The 20251-nt window shown below is 70.5% G+C and carries 21 protein-coding genes; 9 read left to right on the top strand and 12 right to left on the bottom strand.

Going from position 1 to position 20251, the window contains the following annotated elements:
- On the top strand, positions 1–658 hold a 658-nt coding region (locus BCD49_RS20275; RefSeq protein WP_071041784.1), incomplete at its 5' end, for an alpha/beta fold hydrolase.
- Between the two features lie 74 nt (positions 659–732).
- Here BCD49_RS20275 and rox read toward each other — a convergent pair.
- The 5 genes from rox to BCD49_RS20300 all read right to left on the bottom strand — a co-directional run bounded on the left by rox (position 733) and on the right by BCD49_RS20300 (position 5926).
- Positions 733–2277, bottom strand: a complete 1545-nt coding sequence (rox, locus tag BCD49_RS20280) for a rifampin monooxygenase (protein ID WP_007517799.1) — start codon at positions 2275–2277, stop codon at positions 733–735.
- A 228-nt stretch (positions 2278–2505) separates the two neighbouring features.
- The gene (locus tag BCD49_RS20285; protein ID WP_007517797.1) at positions 2506–3087 is read right to left on the bottom strand and encodes an NADPH-dependent FMN reductase; all 582 of its coding nucleotides are present in this window, start codon (positions 3085–3087) and stop codon (positions 2506–2508) included.
- A gap of 129 nt (positions 3088–3216) precedes the next feature.
- The gene (locus BCD49_RS20290) at positions 3217–4137 is read right to left on the bottom strand and encodes an RNA polymerase sigma-70 factor (protein ID WP_007517795.1); all 921 of its coding nucleotides are present in this window, start codon (positions 4135–4137) and stop codon (positions 3217–3219) included.
- Positions 4138–4318: 181 nt separating this feature from the next.
- The gene (locus BCD49_RS20295) at positions 4319–5086 is read right to left on the bottom strand and encodes a VOC family protein (protein WP_007517793.1); all 768 of its coding nucleotides are present in this window, start codon (positions 5084–5086) and stop codon (positions 4319–4321) included.
- Positions 5087–5176: 90 nt separating this feature from the next.
- Positions 5177–5926, bottom strand: coding sequence for a helix-turn-helix domain-containing protein (locus BCD49_RS20300; RefSeq protein WP_007517791.1), 750 nt, complete (start codon positions 5924–5926; stop codon positions 5177–5179).
- 237 nt (positions 5927–6163) lie between these two features.
- On the opposite strand from BCD49_RS20300, the gene BCD49_RS20305 reads away from it, so the two are divergent.
- Positions 6164–6829 (top strand): DUF4097 family beta strand repeat-containing protein, encoded by a 666-nt coding sequence (locus BCD49_RS20305; RefSeq protein WP_007517789.1) that lies wholly within the window; start codon positions 6164–6166, stop codon positions 6827–6829.
- Between the two features lie 35 nt (positions 6830–6864).
- Here BCD49_RS20305 and BCD49_RS20310 read toward each other — a convergent pair whose 3' ends face one another.
- A complete protein-coding gene (locus BCD49_RS20310; RefSeq protein ID WP_007517787.1) occupies positions 6865–7311 on the bottom strand; it encodes a nuclear transport factor 2 family protein in 447 nt (148 codons plus the stop codon).
- A gap of 402 nt (positions 7312–7713) precedes the next feature.
- Here BCD49_RS20310 and BCD49_RS20315 point away from each other — a divergent pair, with 402 nt between their 5' ends.
- On the top strand, positions 7714–8343 hold the full coding sequence (locus BCD49_RS20315) for a hypothetical protein (protein WP_063630162.1): 630 nt from the start codon (positions 7714–7716) through the stop codon (positions 8341–8343).
- A 120-nt stretch (positions 8344–8463) separates the two neighbouring features.
- Positions 8464–9141 carry a uracil-DNA glycosylase gene (locus tag BCD49_RS20320; RefSeq protein ID WP_071041785.1) on the top strand — a complete coding sequence of 226 codons (678 nt, stop codon included), beginning with the start codon at positions 8464–8466 and terminating at the stop codon, positions 9139–9141.
- Between the two features lie 104 nt (positions 9142–9245).
- On the opposite strand, the gene BCD49_RS20325 is transcribed toward BCD49_RS20320, so the two are convergent.
- Positions 9246–9788, bottom strand: a complete 543-nt coding sequence (locus BCD49_RS20325) for a GNAT family N-acetyltransferase (RefSeq protein WP_007517782.1) — start codon at positions 9786–9788, stop codon at positions 9246–9248.
- Between the two features lie 361 nt (positions 9789–10149).
- Between BCD49_RS20325 and BCD49_RS20330 the strand changes: the two genes are divergently transcribed.
- Positions 10150–10650 (top strand): hypothetical protein, encoded by a 501-nt coding sequence (locus BCD49_RS20330; protein WP_007517780.1) that lies wholly within the window; start codon positions 10150–10152, stop codon positions 10648–10650.
- 193 nt (positions 10651–10843) lie between these two features.
- On the opposite strand, the gene BCD49_RS20335 is transcribed toward BCD49_RS20330, so the two are convergent.
- The 4 genes from BCD49_RS20335 to BCD49_RS20350 all read right to left on the bottom strand — a co-directional run bounded on the left by BCD49_RS20335 (position 10844) and on the right by BCD49_RS20350 (position 15270).
- Complete coding sequence (locus tag BCD49_RS20335) at positions 10844–11755, bottom strand: hypothetical protein (RefSeq protein WP_007517778.1); 912 nt, start codon at positions 11753–11755, stop codon at positions 10844–10846.
- Between the two features lie 501 nt (positions 11756–12256).
- Entirely contained in the window at positions 12257–14134 is a 1878-nt protein-coding gene (locus tag BCD49_RS20340) for an MFS transporter (protein ID WP_007517776.1), read from the bottom strand.
- Entirely contained in the window at positions 14134–14724 is a 591-nt protein-coding gene (locus BCD49_RS20345) for an isochorismatase family protein (protein ID WP_007517774.1), read from the bottom strand. Before BCD49_RS20345 ends, BCD49_RS20340 begins: the two co-directional genes overlap by 1 nt.
- A 66-nt stretch (positions 14725–14790) precedes the next feature.
- On the bottom strand, positions 14791–15270 hold the full coding sequence (locus BCD49_RS20350) for a MarR family winged helix-turn-helix transcriptional regulator (protein ID WP_007517772.1): 480 nt from the start codon (positions 15268–15270) through the stop codon (positions 14791–14793).
- 208 nt (positions 15271–15478) lie between these two features.
- On the opposite strand from BCD49_RS20350, the gene BCD49_RS43175 reads away from it, so the two are divergent.
- From BCD49_RS43175 to BCD49_RS20365, 4 genes are all read left to right on the top strand, one after another.
- Complete coding sequence (locus tag BCD49_RS43175) at positions 15479–15658, top strand: hypothetical protein (protein WP_131803525.1); 180 nt, start codon at positions 15479–15481, stop codon at positions 15656–15658.
- Positions 15659–15762: 104 nt separating this feature from the next.
- Positions 15763–16251, top strand: coding sequence for an RNA polymerase sigma factor (locus BCD49_RS20355; protein ID WP_007517769.1), 489 nt, complete (start codon positions 15763–15765; stop codon positions 16249–16251).
- Positions 16248–17762, top strand: a complete 1515-nt coding sequence (locus BCD49_RS20360; protein WP_007517767.1) for a hypothetical protein — start codon at positions 16248–16250, stop codon at positions 17760–17762. Before BCD49_RS20355 ends, BCD49_RS20360 begins: the two co-directional genes overlap by 4 nt.
- A 220-nt stretch (positions 17763–17982) precedes the next feature.
- Positions 17983–19128 carry an amidohydrolase family protein gene (locus BCD49_RS20365; protein WP_071041786.1) on the top strand — a complete coding sequence of 382 codons (1146 nt, stop codon included), beginning with the start codon at positions 17983–17985 and terminating at the stop codon, positions 19126–19128.
- 80 nt (positions 19129–19208) lie between these two features.
- Here the strand turns inward: BCD49_RS20365 and BCD49_RS20370 are convergent, their stop codons facing one another.
- Positions 19209–20246 (bottom strand): sigma-70 family RNA polymerase sigma factor, encoded by a 1038-nt coding sequence (locus BCD49_RS20370; RefSeq protein ID WP_083401580.1) that lies wholly within the window; start codon positions 20244–20246, stop codon positions 19209–19211.
- Between the last annotated feature and the right edge of the window lie 5 nt (positions 20247–20251).

Raw genomic sequence — 20251 nt, forward strand, 5'->3', positions numbered from 1 at the left:
GGCGCTCGCGGAGCGGTACCGGGTATACGTCCCGGAGCGCCGTGGCCACGGCCATACGCCAGACGTCGAAGGGGCGTTCACCACGGAGGCGATGGCCGGCGACACCATCGCTTTCCTGGAGAGCCTGCACATCGGGCCGGCGCGTCTGGTCGGCTGGAGTGACGGCGCGTTGGTCGGTGTGCGGGTTGCTCTACGCCGCCCCGACCTCGTGCGCAAGCTTGTGCTGATCGGCCAGTACCTGACCCGTGACGGTGCCACGGCGGCCGCGAAGGCCTTCATCGAGACTCCCGCCGTGTCGCTGGCCGAGATTTTCGGGCCGAGCTACGCGCTGACGTCCCCGGACGGCCCGGACCATCTCCCGGTGTTTCTCGACAAGCTCTCGGCCATGTGGCGGGGAGAACCGGACATCGAACTGGCCGCGCTCGGCGACCTGGCCATGCCCGTCCTCGTGCTTCAGGGGGACGACGACGCGGTGCGGATCGAGCACAGCCTGGCCGTCGCCCGTGCACTGCCCGACGCGCAGCTCGCCGTCGTCCCCTGCGCCTCGCACGCCCTTCCGGTGGAACGGCCCGCGCTGCTGAACCAGATACTCATGGACTTCCTTGCCGACGAGCAGCCGGCGAAATTCATGCCGCTCGGTGCCCTCGCTGATGGGTGACGGGGAGCGGCGCGCTGCTGGATGTCACCGGCCGGCCTGAGCGACTCCCCTCGCCTTCGGTTGCTCAGGCGAAATCACGTGGCGGGCTTGCCGAACCAGCGGGAGAGGTGGTCGTCCAGGTCCCGTTGGTCGTCGCCGATCCAGGCGACGTGGCCGTCGGGGCGTAGCAGGAGGCACGGAACATCCAGTACCGCGGTGGGATCCGCGAGGTAGTCGACCCGGTCTGACCAGCCGCCGATGGTCAGGCGTTCGGTGCGATCCAGCAGCAGGCCGCGGCCGCGATGCAGCAGACCGTAGAGGTGGCCCTGTTTGACGTCGATGTCGCGCAGGCGGCGGCCGAGCAGGTCGGGGCCTTCGCCGAAGTCGTAGCGGATGCCGATCGCGGTGATCTTCTCGAGCAGATAGCGGTTCACCTCGTCGAAGTCCATCAGTTCGGTGAGGAGCCTGCGCACGGCCTGCGGGCCCGGTTCGGTGGACAGCAGTTCCATCTGGGCGCGGGTGTTGTCCAGCACGTCCTCGGCGACCGGATGACGTTCGGCCTGGTAGGTGTCCAGCAGTTTTTCCGGCGCCCAGCCGCGGATCTGTGCGGCCAGTTTCCAGCCGAGGTTGAATGCGTCCTGAACGCCCAGGTTGAGGCCCTGTCCGCCGATGGGCGGATGGATGTGCGCCGCATCGCCGGCCAGCAGCACCCGTCCGACCCGATAACGTTCAACCAGCCGGGTGGCATCCCCGAAGCGGGACAACCAGCGCGGGGAGTGCACGCCGAAATCGGTTCCGGCGATGGTGCGCAACTGCTGTTTGAAATCCTCGATGGTGGGCGGTTCCGTGCGATCGCCGACTCCCGCGCCGGGGACTACGACGCGATAGACCCCTTCACCGAAGGGTCCGAGGCTGAGTGCCTTGTTGGTCTCGCGGATTTTCGCCACCTTGGCGGTGATCTCCTCCTGCGGCACACCCACCTGCATCTCGCCCATCAGCGTCGCGGTCCGCGAGGGCTCGCCGGGGAAGCCGACGCCGAGCAGTTTGCGCACCGTACTGCGCGCACCGTCACAGCCGACGAGATAGCGCGAACGCAGCTGTTCCCCGTCGGCCAGCTCGATGGTCACACCCTCGTCGTCCTGCTCGAAGCCGGCCACCGCGCAACCATGCCGGACCTGCGCACCCAGTTCGATCGCATGCTCTTCGAGCAGGTGAACGATGACCGGCTGCGGGATGCCCAGCAGATAGGCGTACGCAGAATCCAGGCCCTCGGGCACGGGTTTGGTGATGGCGGCGAAGAAACCGGCGGCCGGACGCTGTCTTCCGCGTTCGAGAATGCGTTCCAGCAGTCCGCGCATTGCCATCATCTCGATACTGCGAATATGCAGCCCGACTATGCGGACGAACGACGCGGGCTCGGTTTCCTTCTCCAGGACGAGTACCCGCACATCGTGCAGCCGCAGTTCGGCGGCCAGCATGGCGCCAGTCGGCCCGCACCCGGCAATGATCACGTCGAACTGGAGAGGCGCGCGTTCGGCACCGGAGGCCGGCGACCAGAGTCCGGGGACGTCGCTGATGGTGGGGTCGCGCTCGACCGTGTCGTTCGGCGACGGCGCGGCGGTGAACTGCAGAGAGTGCATAGGTGTTGCCTTCCCGGGAGTGCCCTGTTGGCGAGGCGCTCCCGGCGACACCTATGTCAATCGCCCGACCGTGACGGGAAGGGGGAGCACCCACATCGATACAGCGTTCATGGGTCTCACCTCCTCGGGCGGTGTCGCGGCCAGTCGCAAGCTACAAGCCCGAGCATCATCCCGTCCAGTCCTTTCCCACAGCTGCTTGGACGATGCGGGAGCTGGGCTTTCGGCCGTTCAGGCAGCGGCCGGGGAAGCCGTGCGCAGTGGACGGAGCGCCTGCGCCCACGCCAGCAGTTCGTCGACCAGGCCGTGCAGCTGCGCTGCCTGCGGCTCCTGCGGCCGGAAGTCGGCGAAGTTCACGAAGTCCTCGCGCAGCGACAGCGCCACCTGCGGCCCGATGTCCGCCATCCGCAGCTGGCCCGCCTGCGCGCGCAGCTTCTGTACCGCCATGACCGCGCCGAAGATGCCGTAGCCGACATAGCCGACGGCCTTGCCGCCCCACTCGGCGTAGAGGTAGTCGATGGCGTTGGTCAGGGCGGCGGGTGGGGCGGTGTTGTACTCGGGCGTGACGACGATGTAGGCGTCGTACGAGCCGATCCGCTCGGCCCATCGCCGGGTGTGCGGCTGCCGGCCCGGCGCCATGCGCGCCGGGATGGCCTCGTCGAGCAGCGGCAGCTCGTAGTCCTTCAGGTCCACGAGCTCGAAGTCCGCGGCGTCGCCCGCGTGTTCGGCCGCCAGGTCCCGTACCCACCGGGCTACCTTGTCGCCGCTGCGACCAGGGCGGGTGCTGCCGATGATGATGCCAGTCCTGATCATGTCTGCTTCTCCTGTTTCGTTTGGGCGCGCTGAATCTGCCGTTGCCTGGTTCCTGGTTGGCCCGGCAGGTTGTCGCCGCCGGCCGCCGCGCCCGGCCCGCTTGGTCTGGGGCGCGGTCGGCTCGTGCGGTCAGTCTGTGAGCGGACGAGCCTGGCTCGCCTCGCGGAAGACCGCCCAGGCATCCGCGACGGGCCCCACGTGCCCGAGCTTGTCGGGGTTGATCACCGTACGGATCGTCTGGATCTGCCCGTCGAGGATGTCGAGCGTCATGGTGCTGAGGACCTTGCCGTCCCGGTCACGGAAGATCGCGCCCGGCTGTCCGTTCACCTCACGCGACTCCACGACGCCGCCGATCCGCAGCAGCGGTGGGGCAAGCATGGCGAGCACCTGGGCCACGGCCTCGCCATGGAAGCCGGGCTTCCACTGCGGGGCCTTGCCACCACCGTCACCGATCATGAACACATCGGCGGCGAGGAGTTTCCGCAGCCCGTCGACGTCCCCTACCCGGAAGGCGTCGAAGAACCGTTCGGCGAGTTCCTCGCGTTCCTTCCGGTCGGCCTCGAAGCGGGGTCGGCCCGCGTCCATGTGGCGGCGTGCCCGCACGGCGAGCTGGCGGCACGCCGCCTCCGACCGTTCGATGGCCGCCGCGACCTCGGGGAAGCCGAAGGCGAACACCTCCCGCAGCACGAAGACCGCGCGTTCGAGCGGGCTGAGCCGTTCGAGGAGAACCAGGGCCGCCATCGACACCGAGTCGGCCAGTTCCGCCGAGCGCTCGGGGTCCTGGTAGGGGTCGGTCAGCAGCGGCTCGGGGAACCACGGCCCGACGTACTCCTCCCGCCGGACGCGGGCCGAGCGCAGCACGTCGATCGAGATCCGGGTCACCACGGCCGAGAGGAACGCCTTGGTCGACGTGGGCTGCGCCGGGGAGGTCTCGTAACGCAGCCAGGTCTCCTGGACCGCGTCCTCGGCCTCGCTGACGCTGCCGGTGATCCGGTAGGAGATCGAGAACAGCAGCGGCCGTAGCTCCTCGAACTCCTCGGTCCTGGTCATGCCAGCTCCTGGCCGTCCCGGGACCCCGCTTTCACCTGCCCCGAACACCCGCACGTCCATCACCTGCCCGCTCCCGAAGTCCGTCTCCGATGCCCGAGACGAGACAGCCCAGCTGCCTGTGACATGAGCTGATCTCTGGCTTGATGGGGAGATCGCCGCGGTGTGCGTGGACGGCGTGGACTCAGGCGTTGGCATCCTTGACGTCGGTGAGGGAGGCGAGGGAGAGGACGCAGAACTCATTGCCCTCCGGGTCGGCCAGGACCGTCCATCGGACGTCACCCTGGCCTACGTCGGCGGGCGTCGCGCCGAGGGCCTTCAGCCGGGCCACCTCCGCCGCTTGGTCGTCACCGGGGTACGGCAGCAGGTCGAGATGAACGCGGCCCTTCACGGTCTCCGTATCGGGTGTACGGAGGAACTCCAGATACGGGCCGACGCCCTCGGTGGAGCGCAGGCGCGCGTGATCGTCGGTCACCTCGTGCAGGGTCCAGTCCAGCGCCTCGTCCCAGAACCGGGCCATGGCGCGCGGATCCGCGCAGTCGACCACCACCGCGGCGATCGGCCCGGTGTCCCGGTAGATCTCCCGAGGCTCCAGCACGCAGAACACGTTGCCCTCCGGGTCGGCCAGGACCGCCCATGGGACGTCGCCCTGGCCGACGTCGGCGGCCGTCGCGCCGAGGTCCTTCAGGCGCGCGATCAACTCCGTCTGATGGGCCACGGAGGTGGTGGCGAGATCGATGTGCGCGCGGTACTTCACCGTTTCGGGGTCTGGGACGGTGACGACATCGACGCAGACCGCGACAGGGTCCGGCCAGGCAAAGCCCACGGGTTCAATGTTGGTAACACCGGGTCCCTCGCTGGAAACACCCCAGCCGAGCGCCTCCGCCCAGAACCGGCCGAGCGCCGCGTCATCCCGAGCCTTGAAATTCACCTGGACAAGTCGCAGTGCCATGCCGCCAACCCTATGACAGCGGATGAACGGGATGAACCACGTGCCGTTGGCTCAGCTGGCGACAATGGGCAGGTCGAGGACCTCGCCGAATTACCCAATGCCCTGGGTAGGCGTGGAGGCGGTGGTTGTCTCGGGTTTGGTGTGGAGGACCTCACGGGCCTGTTCGGCGGCGCGGGTGATGCTTTCGCTGATGAAGTCGAGGAAGCGGGCGATGTTCTCMAGTCGGGCGGCGGCTGGGGTGTGGGGGCCGAGGACGGCGACGCCCTTGCGTGCGGTTTCGACGAGCTGGTCGTTGGATCGGGCGCTGGCGATCGTCGCCTGGTAGAAGAGCTCGTCGTCGACGATGTAGCGGTCGCGGCGGCGTTCGTCACGCTCCCGGCGTACCAGGCTCTGGCTTTCCAGGAAGGTGATCGCCTTGGAGATGGACGCCGGGCTGACCTGGAGGCGCTGGGCGAGCTGGGACGCGGTGAGGCTGCCCGCGTCGACGGTGAACAGGCAGGTCAGCACCCGGGCTGCCATCTTGGACAGGCCCGAGGCCATGAGGACGGTGGTGAGCGTCTCCTCGTACTCGGCCACGGCCCCGGCGTCGCGTCCGTGCGGCTGAGGGGCCGACTCCGTCCCGTGGGTGGAGACCGGCCCGCGCCGCTGGGCGCGGCGTTCGGTGGCGCGGTGGGCCAGGTCGGCGCGGTAGGCGGTGGGGCCGCCGTTGCGCAGCACCTCACGCGTGATCGTCGAGGTCGGGCGGTCGAGGCGCCGGGCGATCTCGGCGTAGGGGAGGCTGTCGGCCAGCCCCAGCGCGATCCGCTGGCGTTCCTGCTGGGTGAGCCTGCCTCCCGGCATCGCGATCTCCCTGGTGGTCCCCCGTGGTGGTCCCTACCGCCCCACCATAGCGTTCACTTCCCATCCATTGCAATGATCGGGCGAGCGGTCGTTGCGTTTGCGACAAGGTAGTTGCAACGATTAACTGCCATCTACCTGCGGAAATGCAGATCTGATGCAACGATCGTGTTGCCGATACTCGGAAAGCAACGTAGCGTTTGCGGTGTCAGAAACCACGAGCGAGCACGGGAGAGCACGATGCAGAAGTTCGACACCCCCGCCCCGATCTCCGCCGTCCTGGACATCCCCGCCGGACGCATCCAGCTCATCGCTGCCGACCGCGCCGACACCACCGTCGAGGTCCTGCCCGCCGACCCCTCCAGGAGCCGCGACGTCCAGGCCGCCGAGCAGGCCACCGTCGCCTACGCCGACGGCGTCCTGCGGATCCACGCCCCTGAGTCCGGGAAGCAGCTGTTCGGCTCGCCTGGATCCCTGGAGGTCACCGTCCAGCTGCCCGCCGGCTCCCGCGTCGAGGCGAAGACCGCCAGCTGCGAGCTGCGCGGTGTCGGCCGCCTCGGCGACGTCGCCTTCGAGGGCGCATACCGTCACATCAAGATCGACGAGGCCGCGAGCGTCCGCCTCACCGCGATCGACGGCGACGTCGAGGTCGGCCGGCTGGGTGGCCCCGCGCAGATCAGCACCACGCGGGGCGGCATCCGGATCGCCGAGGCCGTGCGTGGCACGGTCGTGCTCCGCACCCAGTCCGGCGACATCTCGGTCGCCGCCGCCGCCGGCGTGTCGGCCACCCTGGACGCCGGCACCGGCCACGGCCGCACCAGCAACACCCTCAAGAACAACGGCACCGCCGAGCTCGACATCCGCGCCACCACCGCCCACGGCGACATCACCGCCCGCAGCCTCTAGCAGGGGCGACGGGCGGCACCGTCCTGGCCGCCGACTCAGGGGTGGCCGGTCTCCGGCAGATCCACGGTGTTGTGGCGGTGCTGGATCTTCCAGCCGTCGGGCGTGCGTACGTGCCGGCTGTAGTGGTGCCCGAACCAGACGACCCGCGTGAGCCCGTCGTCCTGGGTGCGGCCGACTCCGTAGAGCATGGTGGAGCTGGCGGTGTCGCCGTCGATGGTGATCCGGGGGTTCATCTCCATGTGGATCACCGCCGGCGGGTTCTTCGCCATCACCGCGGCGAGCATCTCCTTGATCGCGGCTCGGCCGCGGGCGGTCCGGCCCGTGCTCATCTCGAACTCGCCGTCCTCGGCCCAGAGCTCGGCCCAGGCGTCGAGGTCACGGGTGTCGAGCAGCTCGCCGTAGTCGATCAGGCTCTGCAGGATCTCCTCCCGGTCCTCCAGCAACTGCACGCGCTCTTCGAGGCTCATCTTGCTTCTGGTCATGGTGCGTAGCTTGACGAACGAATTTGCACTCGGTCAAGAACTTGCCTCGACGGTAGATCGCCGGCACCGTGTCGTCGCGGTCGCGAATCCGGTCAGATCGCGACCGCGACGACACGCCTGCGGCGATCATGAGGCTGGCGTGGCGCCAGGCCTGGAGGGGTGTCCGGAGTCCGTCCTCCTCGGCCGTCACCGACTGGTCGTCCTGGCACCGGTGGTTTCGACGGCCGGTGAGACCGGTGCTCCCCGCGCATGACACCTGACGGACAGGCGTTATAGAAGCGCTGAATCGGGCAACCCGGGTGACAGGGTGGCGCTTCCGCGCACACCAGTCAGATCGACCCAGGTGAAGGGGCCGACATGTGGAGCCGAACGATAACGGCAGCGGCGGTCTCATTGTGTGCCGTGTTCGCGGTCGCGGGCTGCGACCCCCTCAGCGACACGTCAGATGGCGCGGGAACCAGCCCGTCGGGGACGGCGACGCCCGGCGGACCGACGACGACGAGCGAGGGCCCGTTCGCCATGCCGGCGTCGGGTTGTGACCTGGTCGACGCGGCGTCGGTGCAGCGGGTCGCGGGCCGTGGGTCGGTGACGCTGACCCCGATGGGCGGTTCGCCGACCGGCTCCGACCGGACCGTGCTGACCTGCGCGTTCACCGACGGGGCGGTTCCGGTCGGGCTGCTGACCGTCGATGTCCGTTCGCCCGGCGAGAACAGGTCCGCCGGTGAGGAGCTCGACGCCTCGGTCGCCGGCAGCCTGTACAAGTCCAGCACGACGGAGCCGGTCTCCGACCTGGGGGACGCGGCGAAGTACGGCACCGCCCTCAGCGTCGGCGGCCTCACCTACGCCTCCGTGTGGACGGTCCTGCTGGGTGACGGCAAGGTCGGAGACCTGTCGGTCACCGTCGCCTCCGAAACTCCCGACGCGGCCCGTCCCGGCCTGATCGACCTCGCCCGCACCGCCCTGACCAAGCTCGGACAGCCCGTCTCCAGCAGCAGCCCGTCCCCCACGGTCAATCCCGAGACCGGCCCCTGACCTCTCGCCTACCTACGACGTCCGCGGGACCCTTCGGGGTGGTATTCCCCTCCAGAAGGAAGGGAAATACCACCGGGCCACCGCCTCGGGCCGCGGGCGGCGCCGGTAGGGTGATCAGCCATGTCGGCGCAACCGCTGCGGGAACTTGTCGAGCCAGGCTGGGCACAGGCTTTGGAACCGGTGTCCGAACGGATCGCGGCCATGGGTGACTTCCTGCGCGCGGAGATCGCGGCGGGGCGTAGCTACCTCCCGGCCGGACAGAACGTCCTGCGGGCCTTCCAGCAGCCCTTCGACGACGTCCGGGTACTCATCGTCGGGCAGGATCCGTACCCGACCCCGGGAATGGCGATCGGGTACAGCTTCGCGGTCGCACCCGAGGTGCGCCGGCTTCCGGGCAGCCTGGAGAACATCTTCCAGGAGCTGCGTGCCGACCTCGACGTGCCGGCGCCCTCGAACGGTGACCTCACGCCGTGGACCCGGCAGGGCGTGCTGCTGCTGAACAGGGCGTTGACGACGGCGCCGCGCCAGCCCGGCTCGCACCGGGGCAAGGGCTGGGAGGAGGTCACCGAGCAGGCGATCCGCGCCCTGGCCGGCCGGGGCAAGCCGCTGGTCGCGATCCTGTGGGGCGCCGACGCGCGCGGCCTGCGGCCCTTTCTGGCCGACACCCCGACGATCGAGTCCGCCCACCCGTCACCCCGCTCCGCGGACCGCRGCTTCTTCGGCTCCCGGCCGTTCAGCCGCGCCAACGACCTCCTGCTCCGTCAGGGGGCCCAATCCGTCGACTGGCGACTCCCGTAGACCGAGCGGCCGAGCCGACAGGCTGACCCGACGGCCCCCGGCAGTCGGCGTGAGCGGGGGTCTGGGCGGGGATGCCGGTGTTCGAGCCAGGCCGTGATGTTCGATCAGGGCGTCGAGGGCCGGTCTATGCGGTAGACGTAGTGCAGTGGGTCGTCGATGGGGTTGTCCGGTGCGATGGCTCCCTGCCCGACCCGCCGCAGCCCGGCTTTCTCCAGCGCCCGCCATGACGCCCGGTTCGCCGCCACCACCGACACCATGACGCAGGTGGCCTCGGGGAAGTCCGACCAGATTCTGAGGATCATCGATGTGATCATGTCGGGGCCCAGGCCACGCCCTATCTGGTCGGGTTCACCGATCAGATAGTCGATGCCGATGGCGCCCGCAGGAACGTCGACGATGGGTGCCAGCTGGTCGTGATCCTCCGGGTAGTCCGCGATGCGGCACCGTTGCATCAGCCCGATGGGCCGCTCGTCCAGCAGGGCGAGGAAGTCCTCCGACGGCTCCTCGCCGCGGGCCGCGGGCCCGAAGTCGCGTTGGACCGCGGCGGCCGTGGTCTCGTGGTTCCACCACCGGGCGACATGTGGTCGCTCCAGCCATCCCCGCAGCAACGCGAAGTCGGACTCGTCGAGCCGCCGCCAGGTGATCATCGTGGACCGCTCCGATGCGATGACGTCACGTACGTACAGCTGCCGGCCATGGCCGGTGACGACCGGCCGGCGAGATCCGCCTGTTGGTATGTCCTCGCTGTGCGGCCATCCTGTCAGACCCACGCCGTCCCGTGCCTGGCAGGTCACGCGTGGCGGCGCGGAAAATGCGATACAGGCCCTCCACAGGGTTCTCTCATGCGTGCACAGGATTCCCACGGCTTCGGCACAGGGAGCGGAACTAGCCTGACGGCCAGGCGGCTGAGCTGGGGAAACGCAGAGGAAGAACGTTTCGGCCCGGCCGCTGAAGGGAGTCCGGAAGGCCGGGCGTGAATTATCAATTTGCATGCCGAGAGGAAGCCCTGTGCGTATTTCCAGGAATGTTCGTCGCACCATTTCCGTGACGCTGGCCGGGGCGGCGGTCGTCGGCGTGGCGGCGCTGCCCGCCAGCGCCGCCACCGCGTCGCCGGCGGCGCGGCCGGCGGTGGTGTCGGCGAGCCCGGCCCGTCAGCAGGTGCGCGTGGACATCGCCATCACGCCGGCCTCGCTGCCGGCGGGAGCGCGGGCCGTGTTGGTCCGCGACGTCACGGCCGGCACCGTCGTCGGCGTCTTCCCACTGAGGACGGACGCGGTGACCCACGTGACGGTGACGGTGCCAGCCGGGACGACGCTCGACATCTCAGCGTTGACCTCGGCGAACGCGAACCGGCCGGCGCGGCTCGGCACCGTGCGGGTCGTCGTGGGGGCCCAGGGCTCGACGGCCGCGGGCAACACCGTGGCGGTCACGTTCCGCCGGGGCGAGAAGCCGCGGGCGGCGGCGAGCGCGCAGCTGGGCCGGCAGGGCGCGAAGGTCTCCGTGCTCTGATCCCGTCCGGCCGGGTGCGCGGCGCGGGGGCACCGCGCACCCGCTCGGCGCCGACCTGTTCAGGTACGGCGAAGGACGTGGCCGCCGCGTATCGCCCGCTGCGGTTGCGCGTCGTCGCGAGGCGCGTGGCTTGGGTGACCCGCGCCGCCACGAGCGGTGCGGACAGTCCTTCCGCACGGCCGAATCCCAGGACTTACGTCAGGGCCTGGTAGTCGACGCGGATCCCGGAGTTCTCAGGGATGACGAACACCGGTGCGCCGCTGGTACGAAACCACCCCATGGGTAGCAGCACGTAGCTCTTGGACGTTCGCACCAACAGCCGCAGCCCGGAATATCGGAAGCGGTAGGCCGACTCCGGCTGGTCCAGCAGGTCCATCCGGGTGCCGTAGCCCGACAGATAGAGCCGGTCGCGGCTGTAGACGACCACCCCCGTCGTCTGGTTGGACAGGTGCTGGGTCATCCTTTCGGCGATCGCCTCGCCCTGCAGGGCGCCGTAACTGCCCATCGCCCAGAACGCCGCGAGGATCAGCACGCCGACCGCCGCACCTCGTTGGACGGTGTCGGCCTGGCGGAAGGTGGCCGGAGTCGCGATCCATCGGTGCCGCAAGTGGATACCGAAGGTCGTCAGGAGGACGCCGATACCCAGTGCCAGCGGCGGTAGCAGCTGTTTCAGCGGCAGCCGGGTCTGCTCCGGCAGCGGTGAGACGAAGGCGGCCAGTGCCCCGAAGCCCGCGGCCGTCACGCCTGCCGCGATCAGCAGCGGCGTGACGGCGCAAACGTAGCGCAGGTAGCGGGCGGCGTCCGGGCGTCCGGCCAGGATGTCCATGCCCCGGTAGAGCCAGTACCAGCCGAGCGCGCCCAGCAGGAACAGCGCCGCCGGTCGGAAGACCACCGAAGGGCTGCGTTGGACATAGTCGAAGGTTCCGAACCCCAGCGTCCCGACGTCGACACCGAAGTAGCTGTACACGGTGGTCGTCCGCACGTAGCCGAAGTAGGTCAGCAGTGCCGCTGCTACCGAGACCGGCGTGAGGACCTTCGCTGCCAGTTCCACGACCGCGCCGATGTCCCGCGTGTTGGAGGCGGGCGGCGTGCCCGGGCCCGTCACCAGCGGTCAGCCCACTGAGGAAGAGCCAACGGGGCCAGGGGCGGTCGACGTGGACTGCGTCTGCGTGGGAAAAGGATCCAACGAGGTTCGTCCTGTCTGCGTCATTGAGCCCTTTGGCAAGGGCGGCTGGACGTCGCCGCTCTCTCCGGCCCCTCCCTCGGGCCCGGGCGCTCTCGCCGGCGCGGGTRCCTGGCTGGCCCCGGTGGCGCTGGCAGGCGGGTTGCCACCTCGAGTCGGCGTTGGCGTTCCGCCGGACGCGGACACCTTCGGGTCGGGGCCTCTCTCCGGCCCGGTCTCATCTGACGATCCGCACCCGACGAGAAGAACGGCCGCCAGCCCGAGGACCACGGCCGAGAGGCCGAGGGTGGGTGGGTTTGCTCCGGTCATCGTGTACGGCGGCATCCGGGCACCTGCCTGTGTCTGGAGAGCGAGGTCGCCGGAGTCGCCGCATGCGAGACCGACCACGAGCGAACGGCACTCACGGTAGCGTTGCTGCTACGTTCAGTCGATAGATCGACGGTCGGGTGCCCTGGCCGACGCTTCGCTGTCTGAACGTATGGGGGTCCCCACCGTGCCGTCCGGCTCGACACAGGTCTCCGGCTGGCCCGGCTCCCGCGCCCCGGCCGGGCCAGCCGGCCCGGCCGGGAGAGCGGGGACGGCCGCCGGGCGGCCGCCGCGCAGCGCGGAGGCGGTGGCGGCGACCAGGGCGAGGACCGCGGCGACGGCGAACACCACGACCAGGCCCTGGTGAAACGGGCCGGAGATCAGGCTGGGGAAGAACTCGTGGCCGGTGAGCGCCTGCCGCTGTCGCGGGGTGAGCTGCGCGAGCGTGCCGGCCGGGAGCAGGTGCTCGACCGGGTTGAACCCCAGCTGCGCGGCGAACAGCGACGCGACGGGTGGCAGGTGCCCGACCTGGGTGGCCACGTCCGCCGGCACGCCCTGCTGGGTGAGCCCCGTGGACAGGGCCCGCGGGAGGCTGCCCGCGAGCCCGGCGACCATGAGGGAGAAGAAGACCCCGATCGACAGCGCCGTCCCCGTGTTCTGGAACGTCGCGCGCATCCCCGACGCCACGCCCCGCTGCGGCGCCGGCACACTCCCCATGATCGACGAGGAGTTCGGGGAGGCGAACATGCCGCTGGCGATCCCGTTCACCGTGATCAGCAGCGCGAACGGCACGTAGCCGAAGTCGACCGGCAGCAGCATGAGGCCGACGAACGTGGCGCCGAACAGCACCGCCCCGGAGCTGGCGATGCCCCGGGAGCCCAGCCGGTCGGACAGGTAGCCGCTGATCGGCCCGGCGACGAGGAACCCGAACGTGAGCGGCAGCAGGAAGACGCCGGCCCACAGGGGGGTGTCCTCGTAGTCGTAGCCGTGCAGCGGCAGCCAGACGCCCTGCAGCCAGATGATCAGGATGAACTGCATCCCGCCACGGCCGATCGACACGCACAGCCCGGCGATGTTGCCCATGGTGAAGGCCCGGTTGCGAAACAGCTCCGGGCGCAGCATCGGGGCCTTGATCCGGTTCTCGACGGCGACGAACGCCAGCAGCAGGGCGACCCCGCCGACGAGCAGGGCGATCACCAGCGGCCGGGTCCAGCCCATGGTGTGGCCGGCGTAGGGCTGCAGGCCGTAGGTCACGGCGACGAGCACCGCGGACAGGCCGACGCCGAAGGTGAGGTTGCCCCACCAGTCGATCCGGCCGCCGCCACGTTCCGTGGTCTCCCGCAGCCGGGCGTAGGCCCAGATCGTGCCGAAGATGCCGACGGGGACGTTGACCCAGAAGACGGCCCGCCAGTCCCAGGCGGCGAGCAGGCCGCCGGCGACGAGGCCGACGAACTGGCCGGCGAGCGCCGCGACCTGGTTGATGCCGAGCGCGAAGCCGCGCTGCTCCGCGGGGAAGGCGTCCGTGAGGATCGCCGCCGAGTTCGCCGTCAGCATCGACCCGCCGACGGCCTGTAACAACCGCCAGCCGATCAGCCAGGTCGCCCCGTGCGCCTTGTCGAACGGGTCGAACGACAGGAGCACGGAGGCGACGGTGAACACCGCGAACCCGGCGTTGTAGAGCCGGACGCGGCCGAACATGTCGCCGAGGCGGCCGACGGTGACCACGAGAACGGCCTGCACCAGCCGGTAGCCCATGATCATCCATAGCAGGAAGGCGATGTTGCCTGGGGCTAATGGGTCCAGGTGCACGCCCCGGAAGATCGCCGGCAGCGCGATCAGCACGATCGAGCCGTCGAGCGCCGACATGAACACGGCCGCCGTGGTGTTCGTCAGCGCCGTCCACCGGTAGGGGTCGGGCACCGGCCGGGCGGGAGCGGTCGCGGTGGGCGGGATCGGTGGGACGGCGGCCGGGTCGGCCGCGGGTGGCGCCCCCATCAGGCGTGCGTCTTGGCGAGCAGCTCCAGGATCTCGGCGGTGGTGGCGGTCTCGCCGAGGCGGGGGAAGATCACCTGGAGGCTGTGCCGGTGGGACTCGACGGACATGTCCGCCATCGCGTCGGTGGCCAGTGTGACGTGGTAGCCGTGCTCGTGGGCGGCGCGGGCGGTGGACTCGACGCCAATGCTCGTCGCGACGCCGGTGAGCACGATCTGGGTGACGCCGCGGCGGCGCAGGATGACGTCCAGGTCGGTGCCGTGGAACGCCCCCCAGTTGCGCTTGGTGACGACGAGGTCCTCCGGGTGGCCGGCGAGCTCGTCGACGATCTCGTCCCACCCCGCGGGCCKGGGCATCGCCGCCATGCCGCGCCCGGCGTCGGTGCGGCCCGGTGGTGTGTCCGCCCCGTCGGCGGCGAACGAGACGCGTACGAGCACCACCGGCAGGCCGGCGGCGCGGAACGCGTCGGCGAGTGCCCCTGTCCGGGTGACGACCTCGCTCGCTGCCTGCGGGACGGTGGGCCTGCCGACGACGCCCTTCTGCAGGTCAATGACGACGAGCGCGGTCTTCGGGTCCAGCGCGGTGGCGGTCATGGACTCCCTTTCTCGTAGGGCCGCGAACGGCGGCGCGGCTGTCCGGGGCGGGATCCTGGCTGGTGCTCACAGATGGGTGAGCCGGTCGAGAAGAGTCATCGCCTCAAGGAGCGTCTGCCGCTCGGCCTCGGTGTAGTGGTCGTGCATCGCGCGCGTCAGCCACTCCACCCGGGCTGCCTTGTCGCCCTCGGCGCGGCGGCGGCCAGCGTCGGTCAGGGTGATGAGCTGGCGGCGGCCGTCGGTTGGGTCCGGGTCACGGCGGATCAGTTTGTGCGTGTCGAGTGCGGCGATCGTGGCGGCCATCGACTGCGGCCGGACCCGTTCGGCAATCGCGAGCCCGCTCGCTGTCCAGGCACCCTCCTTGGCGAGCCGGGTGAGCACCGAGGTCTGCGATGGGCTCAGCTCCCCGTCGGTGTCGGCGACCTCCCGCATCCGGCGGCGCAGCCGGCTGAACACCACCCGTAGGTCCCGCGCCGCCGCGACCGCGGACTCGGCCAGGACCTCCCCGCCCCCGCTGCCAGCGTCGTCCGCACGCGTCCCGGCCATGGCCACGACCGTAATTACCGTCAGTTCAGACTGTCAAGCTCAGCCTGTGCAGTCTGAACTGCCTAGTTCGCCATCGGTCCAGGGCAGTMCACCCGTCACCGTGGCCACCGACCGCACCAGAAGGAAGGGGGCGACGAGGTCACGCCAGCCCGCCTCCCAGGCTCTAGGTAGTGACGGGCGACGTGCCCGGCTCCGAAGGGAGACGAAGGTGGACATGGCGATGGTGACGGTCTGCTCCGTGGCTGTCGKGCCAGTGCTGACGCTGATGGAGATCTCGCTGCGCCTGCGCGCGCAAACACGCCGGGACCGTGAACACAGACAGATGGTGGCCGGTCTCGTCCGGTCCGCCGCCATCGTCGTGATCGTGGCACCGGCCCAGGATGACTGAGAGCCGTCGTGGTGACCGAACGCCCTGCCCCGAGGGACGTCGCCATCCCCGCCATACCTGCAGGTCCGCCATCCAGCCCCGGTTGCGGACGGTACGACCCAGCGATGGTGACCGCGTTCAGCGCGTTCTACCGAGCCGAACTCCCCCGCCTGTGGGCGTTCCTGAGGTCACTGAGAGTGCCAGCCGCCGACGTCGAGGACATCTCCCAGCGGGCCATGACCACGCTGCTCGACCGCTGGGAGCGTGTCGACAATCCGCGTGCCTATGTCCGCACGGTCGCCGCACATGACGCCCATGGCTGGAGACGAACCAGTCAGGTCGAGCTACCTGTCGGTGACCTGCCCGAGCCCACCCCGCTGTCACCCCGTCCCGGAGAGATCGACGCCGTCATGGGCCAGCGCTACCTGCTCGGCCTGGTCACCGGGCTGCCACCTCGCCAGCGGCAGGTGGTGGCCTGGTGGCTCGACGGCTTCACCCCCACGGAGATCGCCGCCGAGCTCGGCATCACCCCGGAAGCCGTCCGGACCGCGCTCGCCAAGGCCCGCCGTTCCCTCAAGTCCCAGCTCGCCGATGAAGGAGATGGCCCTCGATGACCAGTGACCGCGAACCCGGCCTTGACCGCCGGCTGGTCGACGAGCACGCCGCGCTCGTCGAGGCACTCACCGCGGCACTCGACGTCGAGGCCGGGCTGGCGGCGATCCTTTCCTCGGCCGTGGGGCCCGCTTCCTCGCCCGACGACCGGGACCCGGCCGTCGGGCGTCCCAGCCCGCCGACCGGTGACCTGGTCGCCTCGCCCACGGCGCCTCCCGCCTCGCGGGGCGTCCGCCTGCCCGCGGCCGACGACGCCGCCGCGCGGCCAGGCGCAGGTCCCGCGCCCGACGGGTCCTCCCCGACCGTGGGAGCCGCCGACGTCGACACCCCACGTCGGTGGCCCGCCGGACCGGCGACGGTCCAGGGCCGCGGAATCCATCGAGCCGCGGACAGCGTTCTGAGCGCCTCCGGATCGCTGGTGGCTTCCCCCTGCGACCTGCGGATGATGGACCGCGGGGGTCGGGAGGAGCCCGGCGTCGTCATCGCGCGGCTGCGGGACCTGCTCGCTCGCTGCCCGGCCGGGACGTTCGACGAGGAAGCGTCCGCGACGGTCCTCACTAGGGTCGCCACGGTGTCGGAGGCACTGGTGGCGGCCCGGGACGAACGTGGCGCGCTGCGTCTGATCGAGGCCGCCGCCCCGCATCTGGTGTCCCTCGGTTCCCACCATCCCGCCGCCTTCGAGCTGCGGCGTGCCCGGGCCGGGGCCTGGTCCGAGCTCGGCCACCATCGGCGGGCCTGGTCACTGCTGCGTCGGCTGAGCGAGGACGAACGGCGGGTGTTCGGCCAGGAGGATTCGAGGACGGCTCTGCTCCTGCTCTGGACGCTGGTCGGCGGCGGCCGGTTGCGAGAGGCCGACACGGGATTTCGTGCCCTGCAGGCCCGCGAGATCCAGCGGCAGGGCGCCAACGCCCCGGACCTCTGGCATCTGCACTGCAGGCACGCCTGGCTGCTGGGACGGCAGGGGCTGGCCCGTGAGTCAGCCGGTGGGTATGACGGCGTCATCATCAACCGGTCACACGAGCTGGGCGAAGACCACCCCGATGCCCTCGACGCCCGGCACTCAAAGGGGAAGATGCTCGTCCTCGCCGGGCACGGTCCGCAGGCGGTCACGCTCCTGCAGGTGCTGCACGATCACCGTGCGCTGGTCCTGGGAGACCGTCACCCGGACACCCTGGAAACCCTGAAGTATCTCCACCTGGCCCGTGTGCGGGCGGAGCCAGGCAACGATCGCGTTCTCGACAGCGCGATCGACGTCCTCGGTCGGATCCTGCTCGTCCAGGCCGGACGACACGGCGCGGCGCACCCCATGAGCCGTGACACGGCCACCCACCTCGGCCAGACCCGCCTGCTCCGCCAGGCGGCTCGCCACTGCGAGAGGACCGATCTCCGGGCAGTGCGCGGCGGCCGGCCGGTGGACGCACTGGGCCTGTTTCGCCCAGGTTCCACCGATAAAAGACAAATCATCCGGAGCGGATTCACAGAAATGGTGACACTCAATACTGATGAGCAGTAACCTTCTGCCTGCGATCAGGTGACTGCCCGACTGCGTGCTCTCGGCCGTGCCTCGTTACTGCCAACAGCGCCCCAGTACCCCTCTCGGCACCATTGATTGATTGTGCAACTGGTACGCCGCATCCCCCGGCGCGCCGGGTCGATCTGCCATCGGCCGAGCACCACAGCGAACGCGGTCACGCACGACGCGAATTCCCCGGTCCGTCCGCAGAGGAGTTTTTGTGCGCCACGCGAACGACGTCGGCGAAGACCAGGTGCCCGACCACCTGGTTGTTTCGCCGAGACCAAACCGACGGACCGCCGTCCTCGGTGCCGCCGCCCTGGGGGCGGCCGCGCTGGCACCGTCGGCCCTTCAGACCGCCAGCGCCAGCGCCAGCACCACGGCGTCCAGTGCGTCCGGTGCGTCCAATTCCGCCGGCCGCATCGACGTACACCAGCACGCCATGACGCCCGCCGGCCGCCAGTGGCTGATCGACCACGGGCTCCTGCCCCCGTCCGGCGGACCGCCCTGGGCGCAGTGGGACCTCGACAGCACCCTGCAGATCATGGACGAGACCGGGATCGCCGCCGGGGTGCTGTCCGGCCCCGTTCCCTCGGAGTTCCTGGCCGGTTTGACCGCGGACCAAATCCGGGAGATGACCAAGGTCGGGAACGAGTCCCTGGCCGAGGTCGTCCGCGGCCATCCGAAGAGGTTCGGCTTCTTCGGGTTCCTGCCGTTGAACCAGGTCGACGTCGCTCTGGAAGCCGCCGCATATGCGCTGGACACGCTGAAGGCCGACGGCGTCGCGGTGAACCTGCACTCCGCGGGCCTCTACCTCGGGGACCCGTCGTTCGACCCGGTCCTCGCCGAACTGAACCGGCGCAAGGCCGTGGTGTTCACCCATCCGTTCAACCTGGCTGGATGCGGAGGCGCACCCGTCGCCGAGTTCCTCGTGGATTTCCTGACCGACACGACCCGCGCAGCCGTAAAGATGGTGCTCAACGGCACCCTTACCCGCTTTCCGGACCTGAAGCTGATCCTCCCCMACGGCGGCGGATTCTTCCCCTACATGGCAGGCCGGCTGCAGCTCGGCACCTATCTGGGCGCCGGCGTCGACGAGGCCACGGCCGTACGCAGCGTCAAACGGTTCTTCTACGACACCGCGATGCCGACCTCGCCGCACGCCACGCCGTCGCTGCTCGCCGGCGCCGGCGGCGACCGGATCCTCTTCGGATCAGACTGGCCGGCCGCGACCGCCGACGGGGCCAGGCTGAACGCGCGGGCGGTCGACACCGACCCGTTCCTCGACCAGGCCACTCGCCGCCGCGTCAACCGCGAGAACGCGCAACGGCTCCTGCCCGCGCTGGCCCGCCGCATGGCGAGCTGACACCCTCCTCGCCCCGGATCGCAGGGGATCACCCGCCGACGGGCGTCGGCGGGTGATCCCCTGCGGCGCGTCCGGGCCGCTCAGCCGTCCAGGGCAGCGAGGTCCAGGTGGCGCAGGCGGTCCGGGCCGGACCAGGCGTCGATCTCGATGATGCGGTCGCCGACGACGGTGAACGCCATGACGGCCGTCGGCTGGCCACCGACGGTGGCGACGACCCCGGCCACGCCGTTGACCAGCACCGGGCGCAGGGCGGCCGCCGGGTTGGCGAACATCAGGGCGCTTCCCGCGACCTGGCGGGCGCCGCGGCGTACGCCGGCGGCGGCCGCGAGCGCGGGCGGCACCTCGGCGCCGAGGTCGATGCGCAGCACGACGTCGGGGTCGAGCACGGCGAGCAGCCCCTCGAAGTCGCCGCCGCGGGCGGCGGCGAAGAAGGCGTCGACGACCGCCCGCCGGCGGGCCCGGTCGGCCTCGGTCACCCGGCCCGCCGCGCCCGCGCCCGCCGTGGCGCTGTCATCGTCACCGGCGGCGTCCTCGGCCGTGGCCGTGCCGCGGACCCGGCGGCGGGCCCGGCTGGCGAGCTGGCGGGCCGCGTCCGCGGACCGGCCGACCATCGGGGCGATCTCGTCGAACGGCACCCCGAACAGGTCGTGCAGCACGAACGCGAGGCGCTCCGGCGGGCTCAGCGTGTCCAGCACGACGAGCAGTGCCAGGCCCACCGACTCGGCCAGCACGGCCTCCTGCTCGGGGCCGGCCGCCGCGTCGGGCCGGGTGACCACCGGGTCCGGCAGCCGGGCCTCCAGCGGCTCCTCGCGCCGGGCCGCCCGGGAGCGCAGCGCGTTCAGGCACACCCGGCCGACGACCGTCGTCAGCCAGCCGCGCAGGTTGTCGATGCCGTCCGCGTCGGACCGGGCCAGGCGCAGCCAGGTCTCCTGGACGGCGTCGTCGGCCTCGGCGAACGAGCCGAGCATGCGGTAGGCGACGGACCGCAGGTAGGACCGGTTCTCCTCGAACCGCCCGGCCAGCCAGTCCCGCTCACCGCCCGTTCCTGCCCCCGTGCCAGGACCATCGGTCTCGTCGTCGCCGGGGACCTCGTTGTGGTGGCTGTCACGTTCGCGCATCTGTC

Source organism: Pseudofrankia sp. EUN1h, assembly GCF_001854645.1.
GTDB classification, from domain to species: domain Bacteria; phylum Actinomycetota; class Actinomycetes; order Frankiales; family Frankiaceae; genus Pseudofrankia; species Pseudofrankia saprophytica.